The sequence below is a fragment of the Aneurinibacillus aneurinilyticus ATCC 12856 genome (assembly GCF_000466385.1).
GTDB lineage: Bacteria > Bacillota > Bacilli > Aneurinibacillales > Aneurinibacillaceae > Aneurinibacillus > Aneurinibacillus aneurinilyticus.
In genome coordinates this window covers 41438-52290 of the sequence record NZ_KE952749.1, presented here as the reverse complement: position 1 = coordinate 52290, position 10853 = coordinate 41438, and the positions used below count along the sequence as shown (strand labels likewise).

The window sequence follows — 10853 nt, the reverse complement described above, 5'->3', positions numbered from 1 at the left end:
TTCCACCTTATGGATAATCAACAGGTGTGATTTAATGATAAAGCAGATAATTTATATCTAAAGTACAAGGAAAAAAATTTTTAATTTCAAAAATACCTATACGGGTAATTGTATGAAAGAGATGATATGCCGCAAGCAGCTAATATTCCTGCCCAACAAGTACGGGAAAGACAGATGCAAGGTAAAAAATTGAATGTTGTGGATGCTCGTGAAGATGAAGAGGTGGCTGTCGGAAAAATTCTGGGAGCCGAATGATTTGGCTCCCATTACTTCAAGGTAGAGAGAAGGAAAAACGATGACAGTGAGCATGGTCATTACGCTGTTTTTAATTGGCTTTGTTGGTTCTTTTATTTCCGGGCTTGTGGGAATTGGCGGCTCTATTATTAAGTATCCAATGCTTTTATATATACCGCCCATAATAGGCGTGGCTGCCTATACCGCTCATGAAGTTTCCGGAATTAGTGCTATCCAAGTGTTTTTTGCAACGATATCCGGCGTATTGGCTCTTCGTAAAGAGAATGTCATTAACTACAAGATGGTTGGATACATGGGAGTTGCTATTATTATTGGCAGTTTTGGCGGCGGATTTGGCGGGAAATTTTTGTCAGGGGATACGATTAATTTTGTTTACGCTATTTTAGCAACCATTGCGGCCATTATGATGTTTGTACCAAATAAAGGCTTGGACGATGTTCCTCTTGAGAAAGTGACGTTTAATCGAACGCTTGCTGTTGTTTCTGCTTTAATTGTCGGTATTGCTTCAGGAATTGTGGGAGCGGCAGGAGCCTTTATTCTTGTTCCGATTATGTTGCTTATTTTAAAAATTCCGACCCGCATGACGATAGCTTCTTCCTTAGCGATTACGTTTATTTCATCGATTGGTGCAACTGCGGGGAAAGTACTGGCAGGGGATGTTCTTTTTTGGCCGTCTGTCATCATGGTGATTGCAAGTATTCTTGCCGCACCGGTAGGGGCAAAGTTAAGTGCGAAGGTCAATACCAAAATTTTGCGTATGATTCTTTCTGTGTTGATTGTTGCTTCAGCAATAAAAATATGGACAGATATCTTATTTGGATAAAGAGGAGGCATACTAATGACTGTTTATACAGCAGATAAAACAATTGATTGTAAGGGACTGGCATGTCCGATGCCGATTGTTCGTACAAAAAAAGCAATGGAAGAATTGACACCTGGTGAAGTTCTGGAGGTAGAGGCTACCGACCCGGGTTCTATGATAGATGTAAAAAGCTGGGCTACTCGTACCGGACATCAGTTTCTTGGTACAACAGAAGAAGAAAATGTGTTTAAACATTATATTCGTAAGGCTGATCCTGATGATGTGAAGCTAGAGAAAAAACATCCTCATGTTGTAGCTAATGAGGAACGGACCAACCAATAAGCAATAAAACAAAAGGAGGGGAAAAAATGGCTGTTAGTACAATCAATGCAAAAGAGTTGCATGAAAGAATCCATAGCGAGAATGCCGTTTTTATTTTGGACGTACGTAATGGAGAAGATTATAAGGACTGGAAAATCGAAGGTAGGAAAATAAAGAGCGTAAATATTCCATACTTTGATTTCCTTGATGATAATGAAGATATTTATGCAGGTTTACCAAAGGATAACGAGATTGTTGTTGTTTGCGCTAAAGGTGGGAGCGCAAAAATGGTGGCGGAATTGCTCGATGATAAAGGATATAAAACAAGTGTATTGAACGAAGGAATGCTGGAATGGAGCCAATTTTACCATCCCGTGATTGTAATGGAAGATGAAAACGCAAAGATTATTCAGATAAACCGCCTGGCAAAAGGCTGCCTATCCTACATGATTATTTCAGAAGGAGAAGCTATGGTAGTTGATCCTGGACGTCATATAGACGAATACACCATCTTAGCGAAAAAAGAAGGTGTGAAAATCACGAATGTTATGGATACACATTTACATGCTGACCATATTTCAGGTGGACCGCAATTAGCAGAAAAAGCAGGGGCAGCTTATTATATTTCCCGCAGTGAAATGCAGGGTTGCGACATTGCCTACAAAGCACTTGAGGATTATGAACAAATTGTTTTTGGTTCTGTAAGCGTGAAAGTTTTGGCTGTACCTACACCGGGTCATACGCCAGGCAGCGTCTCCTTTCTTGTAAATGAAAAATACTTGCTTTCTGGAGACACCATTTTTGTAGGCGGACTTGGAAGACCTGACCTTGGCGGAAAAGCGCGTGAATGGGCACAGTCATTATACGATACTGTGTTCCGGAAAATCGCCAACCTGTCCGATGATACACTGGTACTGCCGACGCATTATGCTGATATAAAGGAAATCAATGAGCAGGGCGTTGTTGGGGCTAAACTTGGTAATATTCGTGCCAGCAACGAAGTCATGCGTACAGAGGATCGTGAGCAGTTTACGGAGATGGTGGCAGGAGCATCTGGAGCAACGCCACCAAACTATGAAGAAATCGTACAAATTAACCGTGGTATTGCTCATGTAACGGCCGAAGAGGCGACTACTCTTGAAATTGGCCCAAATCGCTGTGCCGTTCACCATTCTTAACAGATTGCATCACAGCAGGACGATTAAAGCAATTAAGCCCCGCTGTCCTTATAGATGGGATGGCGGGGCTACTGCTATTCATCTTCTCCAGAAGGGTCCACTTCATCCCATGATAACCTCGTAACTTCTGTGTAATCACCGCGGGCAATTTCTTCTTCTGAGGCACTTTGTTCTAATGCATCATCATCACCAGGAGCAAATGCTGGCTCATTGTCTTCGACTCGTCTTTTTTTCATCGAAACGACTCCTTTCACTATAGCAGTTCCCATATTCCATCTCACTATACATATGTATATAAATTACACTTGATATTTTGACAGGGTAGCGTGGTTAGAAGGAGGAGATTCGGAAAAAAGAAAAAGTTGGATGCGCCCTGCGCTCCGGCAGAAGAAAGGCCAGCGTGTCTTTTCCCGATCGCTTCCGCCCACCGCTCTCGCTCCGCTTAGGGATATCAGGCATTGCGTGGGAAATTAAACACCGGCCAGTTCGAGGACATTTTTTAGTTGAGGAAGCTGAATGGACATGTCAGACCTAACTGGGAAAGAAGGGGAGCCAACAGGATCACCAATATAGAAGTAATAATCTAGATTGCACCAGTTGCTAAGAACCCAATACAAGGGGATGGCCCACGAAGGGTTAAATAATTCGATGATTTTTGTACCGGGTTTTGCAAAAATCAGATTAGCAAGTCCAGCACCATGGGGGGAAACGATAATGTCCGCAGAAGCAATAAGCTGGATTTGCTCATTCAATGTGTAATTCTCCAATGTTATTTTCTGAAAACCCAGGTGATTCAAAAACTGTGAAACCTCATCTTCATTCTTTATTTTACGATGCTTAGCGCTTCCTCTGCTTATATATATTCGATTATATTTCCCGTTCTGTTCCATACTTGTAAAAAGCTCTTTTCTAACGAATTCACAGGCCCATTTCGGCGGCAGCAAAGGCGGCATACCTAGACGGGGAACAATAAGTTGGTTCGCTTTAAGATGCAATGCTTGATTTACTTCAATAATTTGTTCATCCAAAATTCCTAATCTATTCAATGTTTCATAATGAAAACGCAGGTTTCGCGGATGCATAATAAACTTATCGACTTTCATACCGCTTTTTCTTATTAAATTTATTCTTGATAAATTTTCCAATGTCCAATGATAGTAGTTTTGATGGCAAATCCACGGTATGGTTAAGATAGCAATAGATTCGGCTGTTTCTTTATATTGAAGCGCTCTTTCCTGTTTAAAAAACCAGTGCTCGCCCACTGTAGGTTCTCCGCTCCAGGATATGTCCCATATTAGCTTGTTGTCAGGAGCAATAATGGAACAATGCTCAGGTTCGCCGTATATGCGTCCATTAGGAATGCTAACTACAGAGGAAGGCAGGGTGTTTGCATAATATACTTGGTTTACGACATCATAAGGCACTTGGCTAAAGGCAGGAGGAATAGGCTGTATTCCTTTTGGCTGAAGAAGGGTATTTATTTCTGCACCCACTATGTTATGAACGGTGTGGAAATTTCCGCTTGCGCTAATCCACTCCTCTAAGGAATGATAGACATTCAACAGGCCCTCCCCCCCTTTCTTTGTTTCTTATTTCGCAACATACTCTGAATAGAGGCAAAGGGATTTACATACAGGAGTTAGGATTGGCCAATGGCAGAAACAGAAAGGTTTTGTGGTTCAGGGCAAAAGCGAGATTCGGCAATCCCTTAAAGCCTATTCCGAAAGTATGCGATTGTTTTTTTCAGACCTTCTTCTAGATTTATTTTAGGTTCCCATCCAAGCTTTGATTTGGCGAGTGTAATGTCTGGTTTACGCTGTTTAGGATCATCCATAGGTAAAGGAGCAAAAGTTAATTTCGACTTGGAGCCTGTTAGACTCAATATTTTTTCTGCAAGTTCGAGAATGGTATATTCAACAGGGTTCCCAAGATTCATGGGTCCGATAAATTTATCCTCCATCCTCATCATACTTACGATTCCCTCGATCAAATCATCGACGTAACAAAATGACCTTGTTTGTTGGCCGTCCCCATAAATGGTGATGTCTTTTCCTTGTAAAGCCTGAATAATAAAGTTGCTTACAACCCGGCCATCAAGAGGATGCATATGGGGACCGTACGTATTAAATATTCGAACAACCCTTACATCGACCCCATATTGCCTATGGAAATCAAAGCATAATGTTTCTGCACAGCGTTTTCCTTCATCATAGCAGCTTCTTTTTCCAATCGGATTAACATTTCCCCAGTAGTCTTCTTTTTGGGGATGAATCAGCGGATCACCATATACTTCTGATGTAGAGGCATGCAACACCTTTGTATTCAAGCAAACAGCTAAATCAAGCACATTCATGATTCCTAATATGTTTGTCTTTATTGTTTTTATTGGGTCATTCTGGTAATGGATTGGGCTTGCCGGGCAGGCTAAATTGTATATTTCATCTACTTCAAAATGTAAGGGAAGTGTTACATCGAGTTTGATTAACGCAAAACGAGGATTAGGTATCAAATCAAGCACATTAAGCCTGGAAGAAGTGGAGAAGTTATCTAGGCATATCACTTCATGTCCTTCTTGCAGAAAGTGCCTGCATATATGGGATCCGATAAAGCCAGAACCTCCGGTAATCAAGATACGTTTTTTTAACATAAGGCTACTTTCCTCTTTCTTATAGTAAGCTTTATGAATTATCCAATCCACTCCGGCTACATGCAGATACGTAACAATAATACAGAAGTGTTGCTTGGCTTCAGATTTTTTGAAAGACAGAGATATTAGAGTCGGTCGCAATATGATTATAGTACTTGGGTAGCTCGGAAACTAATTGCGTCGGTCCCGGCCAACTGGGAACGTCATCAAAAACGATATACCCTCCCGATTTAACCATGGGACACCAAAATTCAAAGTCTTTTCTCACGAAGCTATAATCATGAGATGCATCAATAAATAGAAGTCCAATCTCCTTATTATGATCCCATTTTCTTGAGGCCTCTATAGTATCGGATTGAATAGGTGTAACAACATGCTGCAAGCCTTGTTTAATTATATTGTTATAAAACTCCTCAAATAACTGATTTTCACTATATTGGCTAATCAACTGTTGCAGGAAGCTTTCTTCTGAACCGCTTCCTTTCCACTCGTCTACTGAGTATACTTGACCCTCACCCCGATCCTTAATCCCAAAGCCTAGCCAAGAAGTTGACCTTCCTTTCCAGGAGCCTAATTCTACAGCAGTGGCAACAGGGGCATGCAGACGGGCTAATTTGTATAGCGTTTCACCTGCGGAGTCACTTAACCAACCTTCAATCGTTGAAACCGATTTTTTTATCTCTTCAATCCGGTTCATTATATCTTGAGATGTCATTCGCTTAGCTCCATATTATAAATTTTTTAGCTATCAATTAAGATAGCGGCACTGCTACTCATTGAGTTTTTGGAGAATCATTACCCCGTTCCAAAAGGTAGGGTGGCCGTTACAGGCGGTTTTGGCATCCATGATAATTTCATATTTATTTGTGCTGCCGGACATAAAATCAAGAGTAGCCTGACGGGGATGTTCAAAATTCGTATCATCAACCATAATGATGCAATTTTTGGCGAAAAAAGGTTCAGCAAGTTGTAATCCTTTTAATTGATTGTCATAATCATGCGCGCCATCATATAAATAAAATCCAATCGGGCTATTGTGACATGTCTTGAAATAGTCAACATAATCCATGTCGTAGAAGTGGTGGAATTCACTTCTATAAGATGAAAATCTTGTTAGAAAATCCTCGCGAGGGGAGCCGAACTCCGAGAAATTATCTATGCCAATGCATTTTTTGTTTCGGTTATTTACCAGTCCGCAAAGGAATGTAAAACCGTTCCAGACCCCGACATTCACAAAAGCTAAATGATCGTCCATTTGGGCTATGCCTTTGTTTATGATCGTACCTAGAGCAAGAGTAGACATTTTAGGGATACTGCATATTTCAAATAATGTCTTCTTCATTTGTTCATCTTCTTCAGGTAGTATCGTATTGGAAAATTCATCGGTATAGGTAAGAGGCATATGTGGTTGTAGCGATTTAAATGAAATACCTGAAATGAACTCTTTAAAGCTCATCATGGCTAGTTCTCCTTGTTAGAAGTATTCATCCTGGGTGATATTGGATAATCAACACCCTTGGTACTATAAATATGAGTGTACGAGGAAAGGGTGCAAAGTTAATGAGAAAATCCTTAAGTTCAACCAACTGGGATGAGGAATTGCTACATTAGGTTATTAAGCGGGGTTGATATGAAGAAAAACGCAGTATAGGCTAGCTGACTTCCTTTTTTATGGTGTTATCTTTTAAATAGCAAGAACAAGAAAATTGAAGATATTTAGAGTATTTCGGCTCATAAGCTACGAAAATGGATTATAAAAAGATATTTTATTATATTATCGAATTAGTGTTTTACCATAATAAAGGATAAACTCTAATGGTGCATTAATTATAGGGGGATTCATAGATGAAAAAATTTGTAGCAATGTTTTTCGCACTCGCTATGATTATATCTATCATGGCCGGATGCTCCAGTGCCAGCAGCAGTGGCACTAACAAAAAATTAGTTATTGGTGTGGATGATCAATTTGCCCCGATGGGATTTCGTGATGATAAAAACGAACTCGCTGGTTTTGATATCGATTACGCCAGGGCAGCCGGTGAAAAAATGGGATACGAAGTTGTATTTCAGCCAATAGACTGGAACGCGAAGGAATCGGAACTTAGCAGCGGAAGAATTGATTTGATTTGGAATGGCTACACGATTACTGACAAACGCAAACGGCAAGTGCTATTTACAAAACCATATTTGAAAAATGCTCAAGTTGTTGTCACACTTGAAAAAGCAAATATTAGCAAATTAGATGATTTAACAGGGAAAAACATAGGGCTTCAATCCTCATCATCAGCAGAGAAAGCATTGGACGGAAACCCGATAAAGTCTAAAATCAAAAATGTATCCAAGTATAAAGATAACGTTATAGCGTTAAGCGATTTGAAAATTGGCCGTACCGACGCGGTTGTCATTGATGAAGTTGTTGCAAGATATTATATGTCTAAAGAAAAAGACACATTTAAAATTCTTGATGAATCACTTGCTCCAGAGGAGTATGGAGTCGGTGTGAAAAAAGGCAATGAAAAATTGCTGAATGAGTTGCAAAAAGCACTGGATGAAATTAATAAGGATGGCACCGCCGCAAAAATCTCTAAAAAGTGGTTTGGAGAAGACAAAGTATTAAAGTAAATTACATGGTAAATCAAAAACCGGATTTTTTCCTAAAGATCCGGTTTTCTTTATGAGGAGCATATGATGATGAGTATTGACTACATATTGAATATTACTGGCTCCATGTTAGAAGGGGCACAGATGACGGTCCTCTTATTTCTAATCGCCATTGTTGTTGCAATTCCCCTTGGATTTGTTTTGACCCTGATGGCAAATAGTAAGAGTAAACCTATTGCCTGGTTTGCAAGTAGTTATATTTATGTAATGCGTGGCACCCCGCTATTATTGCAGCTGTTGTTTATCTGCTTCGGTCTACCTATCATCCCGATTATCGGCGACTATCTTATTATGGATAGATTCGTTGCTGCTTGCCTCGGCTTCATTCTGAACTATGCTGCCTATTTTGCTGAAATTTTCAGAGGCGGTCTTTTGGCGATTGATAAGGGGCAATATGAGGCTTCACAAGTACTAGGATTAAGCAGATGGCAAACAACAACGAAAGTAATCCTGCCACAAATGTTCCGTGTCGCGCTGCCAGCGGTTTCTAATGAATCAATAACGCTTGTAAAGGATACAGCGCTTTTGTATGCAGTTGCGGTTCCTGAGCTGTTGCATTTTGCGCAAACGGCTGTGAATCGTGACTTTACGATTGTTCCTTTTGTTATCGCGGGTGTCATTTATTTGCTAATGACTCTCGTTTTGACCTTATTGTTTAAGTGGCTTGAGAAAAAGTTCAAATTTGAATAAAAGGACTGGCATGAAATGGCGATCATTGAAGTTTCAAATGTAAAAAAGTCTTTTGGGAATGTGGATGTGCTTAAAAATATTACATTTACTGTAGATAAAAGCGAGGTTATTGCGGTTATCGGTCCCTCGGGCTCCGGGAAGAGCACCATGCTTAGAAGCCTGATCCACCTTGAGCATGTGAACGGTGGAAGCATTTGTGTTCAAGGAGATTATCTTGTAAAAGACGGTGTATATGCGAACGGTCAAGGGATAAAACAAATCACTTCAAAAATGGGAATGGTATTTCAGCATTTTAATCTTTTTCCTCATCTTACTGTAAAAGAAAATCTTGAGCTTGCCCCGAAGTATGTAAAGAAGGCATCAAAAGAGGAAATAAGCCAAAAAAGCAGAGAGCTGTTGGAAAAAGTGGGATTGTCTGCGAAAGCTGATGTGTATCCTGCCAGGCTCTCGGGCGGTCAAAAACAACGGGTAGCGATTGCGCGCGCATTGATGATGAACCCTGATATCATCCTGTTTGATGAGCCGACATCAGCGCTTGATCCAGAGCTAACGGGTGAGGTATTGCAGGTCATCAAGCAGCTTGCAGAAGAGCATATGACAATGATTGTTGTTACACATGAAATGGGTTTTGCTAGGGAAGTAGCAAACAAAATTATGTTTATAGACAAAGGTGAAATTCTGGAATCAGGCAAACCTGAGCAACTGTTTGCGAATCCGAAATTCGATAGAACAAGAGCGTTTATAAATACGGTTTTATGAAAAATTCGCGGGATGTGCCCTATTTTTTAGGGGAGCACGCCCGCGAATTTTTTATTGCTTGTCGATTTTTATCAGGGGAAGGAAACTTATGGTGAATTAGGTTACACTAAAAGTACAGTGTCATTGATAAAATGGAGGTTATATGTATGAGTCGCCAGAAATTGCAAGAGAGGCTCAAAATGAAGCATGTTGAAACGAAGCATGGAGAGCAGTTTAATGATTTACTGCGCTATGTGTTTCAGGTGACCAATCATCAATTGCAAACATTTGGCTGGGAAAACAGGGAAATTGAACAGGCCAAGCTGCCAGTGTTGAAGCAGGCCGACGTACTAGGCTGGTTTGATGGTGATAAGCTTATTTCGCAGCTAGCCGTTTATCCGTTTCAGGTAAACATTTTTGGACAGAGGTACGAAATGGGCGGTCTGACAGGTGTAGGTACTTACCCGGAGTACGCTAATCTTGGTTTGATGAACCAACTGATGCGTCAGGCACTGACGAATATGCGTGAGCGTAAACAGTCGATTTCTTATTTGTATCCGTATTCGATTCCATATTACCGCCGTAAAGGCTGGGAGATTATTTCCGATAAAATTTCTTTTGAAGTTAAAGATACTCAACTACCGAAATTAAAAACAGTATCCGGCAATGTGGAGCGGATGAGCATTGAGCATCCAGACATTAAAGATGTGTATCAGCGCTTTGCTTTGCAAAACCATGGGGCAATGCTCAGAAACGATCTGGCATGGGAAGAGAATTTGCGTTGGGACCTGGACGATTTGACAGCGGCCGTTTATTATGATGGTGATCATCAGCCAATGGGCTATTTGTTGTACTGGATTGCTGGCGAGGTTTTTCATATGAAGGAAATGGTTTTTATAAATCAAGAAGCACGGACGGGTTTGTGGAATTTCATCAGTGCCCACTTTTCCATGATAACGCACGTTAAAGGGCATATTTATACAGATGAGCCATTAGCTTTCTTGCTGGAGGATGGCGATATTAAGGAAACGATTGCCCCTTATTATATGGCCCGTATTGTGGATCTTAGCCTTTTTCTGGAGAAATACCCGTTTCAGCCTCAGGAAACAGATTGTCAGCTAACATTTACTCTGCATGATCCGATGCTTGAATGGAATCAGGGAACATTTACATTAATGGTGGATGAAGAGGGAAAAGGCCATTTGACTGGAGGTGGCGTCAATCCTGCTGCTGCATTTGATATTCAAACATTGACCACAATGCTGATGGGATACAAACGACCATCTTATCTGGCACGGATTGAACGTTTTCGAGCGGATGAAGTGACAGTCAATTTACTCGAAAAGCTGATTATCCGCCAGCAGCCGTACTTCTCCGATTATTTCTGATGAAAACAAAATGGCAGCAGCCGATAAATATTATACGGCAGCTAATATGTATATATAAATTACCAAAGAAAAAGGCCACCACAATGGGACACAAACAAGGCCTTTCGTCTCCCTTCCGAGCGCATGCCCCGGCCAGGCGAAAAGGACAGCAACTGTCTCCCTTTTCGCGTCTA

General features: G+C 40.8%; 13 protein-coding genes. 8 read left to right on the top strand and 5 right to left on the bottom strand.

What is annotated here, in order from left to right; all coding sequences use genetic code 11:
• The first annotated feature begins 126 nt into the window (after positions 1-126).
• Genes HMPREF0083_RS29725 through HMPREF0083_RS08485 form a run of 4 tightly spaced genes read left to right on the top strand, consistent with a single transcriptional unit; the run spans position 127 to position 2556 of the window.
• The gene (locus HMPREF0083_RS29725; RefSeq protein WP_021620815.1) at positions 127-255 is read left to right on the top strand and encodes a hypothetical protein; all 129 of its coding nucleotides are present in this window, start codon (positions 127-129) and stop codon (positions 253-255) included.
• 40 nt (positions 256-295) lie between these two features.
• Positions 296-1078, top strand: a complete 783-nt coding sequence (locus tag HMPREF0083_RS08495; protein WP_021620814.1) for a sulfite exporter TauE/SafE family protein — start codon at positions 296-298, stop codon at positions 1076-1078.
• Between the two features lie 15 nt (positions 1079-1093).
• Positions 1094-1399, top strand: coding sequence for a sulfurtransferase TusA family protein (locus tag HMPREF0083_RS08490; protein ID WP_021620813.1), 306 nt, complete (start codon positions 1094-1096; stop codon positions 1397-1399).
• Between the two features lie 26 nt (positions 1400-1425).
• On the top strand, positions 1426-2556 hold the full coding sequence (locus HMPREF0083_RS08485) for an MBL fold metallo-hydrolase (protein WP_021620812.1): 1131 nt from the start codon (positions 1426-1428) through the stop codon (positions 2554-2556).
• A gap of 74 nt (positions 2557-2630) precedes the next feature.
• Here the strand turns inward: HMPREF0083_RS08485 and HMPREF0083_RS28695 are convergent, their stop codons facing one another.
• The 5 genes from HMPREF0083_RS28695 to HMPREF0083_RS08465 form a co-directional block, all read right to left on the bottom strand.
• Positions 2631-2792, bottom strand: coding sequence for a hypothetical protein (locus HMPREF0083_RS28695; protein WP_167331552.1), 162 nt, complete (start codon positions 2790-2792; stop codon positions 2631-2633).
• A gap of 234 nt (positions 2793-3026) precedes the next feature.
• Complete coding sequence (locus HMPREF0083_RS08480) at positions 3027-4118, bottom strand: glycosyltransferase family 61 protein (protein ID WP_040302066.1); 1092 nt, start codon at positions 4116-4118, stop codon at positions 3027-3029.
• 146 nt (positions 4119-4264) lie between these two features.
• Entirely contained in the window at positions 4265-5203 is a 939-nt protein-coding gene (locus HMPREF0083_RS08475) for a UDP-glucuronic acid decarboxylase family protein (RefSeq protein ID WP_040302064.1), read from the bottom strand.
• A 100-nt stretch (positions 5204-5303) separates the two neighbouring features.
• Entirely contained in the window at positions 5304-5918 is a 615-nt protein-coding gene (locus HMPREF0083_RS08470) for a class I SAM-dependent methyltransferase (protein WP_021620807.1), read from the bottom strand.
• A gap of 54 nt (positions 5919-5972) precedes the next feature.
• Positions 5973-6662: a class I SAM-dependent methyltransferase gene (locus tag HMPREF0083_RS08465; RefSeq protein ID WP_021620806.1), complete on the bottom strand. Its 690-nt coding sequence runs from the start codon at positions 6660-6662 to the stop codon at positions 5973-5975.
• 386 nt (positions 6663-7048) lie between these two features.
• Here HMPREF0083_RS08465 and HMPREF0083_RS08460 point away from each other — a divergent pair, with 386 nt between their 5' ends.
• From HMPREF0083_RS08460 to HMPREF0083_RS08445, 4 genes are all read left to right on the top strand, one after another.
• Entirely contained in the window at positions 7049-7825 is a 777-nt protein-coding gene (locus HMPREF0083_RS08460; protein WP_021620805.1) for an amino acid ABC transporter substrate-binding protein, read from the top strand.
• A 69-nt stretch (positions 7826-7894) separates the two neighbouring features.
• Positions 7895-8554 (top strand): amino acid ABC transporter permease, encoded by a 660-nt coding sequence (locus tag HMPREF0083_RS08455; RefSeq protein ID WP_040302062.1) that lies wholly within the window; start codon positions 7895-7897, stop codon positions 8552-8554.
• Positions 8555-8569: 15 nt separating this feature from the next.
• Positions 8570-9313 carry an amino acid ABC transporter ATP-binding protein gene (locus tag HMPREF0083_RS08450; protein WP_021620803.1) on the top strand — a complete coding sequence of 248 codons (744 nt, stop codon included), beginning with the start codon at positions 8570-8572 and terminating at the stop codon, positions 9311-9313.
• A 146-nt stretch (positions 9314-9459) separates the two neighbouring features.
• Positions 9460-10680 (top strand): GNAT family N-acetyltransferase, encoded by a 1221-nt coding sequence (locus tag HMPREF0083_RS08445; RefSeq protein WP_040302060.1) that lies wholly within the window; start codon positions 9460-9462, stop codon positions 10678-10680.
• Positions 10681-10853 lie beyond the last annotated feature (173 nt).

Coding starts and splice junctions, on each gene's coding strand:
- HMPREF0083_RS29725 (WP_021620815.1), top strand. CDS start 127: ATGCCGCAAGCAGCTAATATTCCTGCCCAACAAGTACGGGAAAGACAG.
- HMPREF0083_RS08495 (WP_021620814.1), top strand. CDS start 296: ATGACAGTGAGCATGGTCATTACGCTGTTTTTAATTGGCTTTGTTGGT.
- HMPREF0083_RS08490 (WP_021620813.1), top strand. CDS start 1,094: ATGACTGTTTATACAGCAGATAAAACAATTGATTGTAAGGGACTGGCA.
- HMPREF0083_RS08485 (WP_021620812.1), top strand. CDS start 1,426: ATGGCTGTTAGTACAATCAATGCAAAAGAGTTGCATGAAAGAATCCAT.
- HMPREF0083_RS28695 (WP_167331552.1), bottom strand. CDS start 2,792: ATGAAAAAAAGACGAGTCGAAGACAATGAGCCAGCATTTGCTCCTGGT.
- HMPREF0083_RS08475 (WP_040302064.1), bottom strand. CDS start 5,203: ATGTTAAAAAAACGTATCTTGATTACCGGAGGTTCTGGCTTTATCGGA.
- HMPREF0083_RS08470 (WP_021620807.1), bottom strand. CDS start 5,918: ATGACATCTCAAGATATAATGAACCGGATTGAAGAGATAAAAAAATCG.
- HMPREF0083_RS08465 (WP_021620806.1), bottom strand. CDS start 6,662: ATGATGAGCTTTAAAGAGTTCATTTCAGGTATTTCATTTAAATCGCTA.
- HMPREF0083_RS08460 (WP_021620805.1), top strand. CDS start 7,049: ATGAAAAAATTTGTAGCAATGTTTTTCGCACTCGCTATGATTATATCT.
- HMPREF0083_RS08455 (WP_040302062.1), top strand. CDS start 7,895: ATGAGTATTGACTACATATTGAATATTACTGGCTCCATGTTAGAAGGG.
- HMPREF0083_RS08450 (WP_021620803.1), top strand. CDS start 8,570: ATGGCGATCATTGAAGTTTCAAATGTAAAAAAGTCTTTTGGGAATGTG.
- HMPREF0083_RS08445 (WP_040302060.1), top strand. CDS start 9,460: ATGAGTCGCCAGAAATTGCAAGAGAGGCTCAAAATGAAGCATGTTGAA.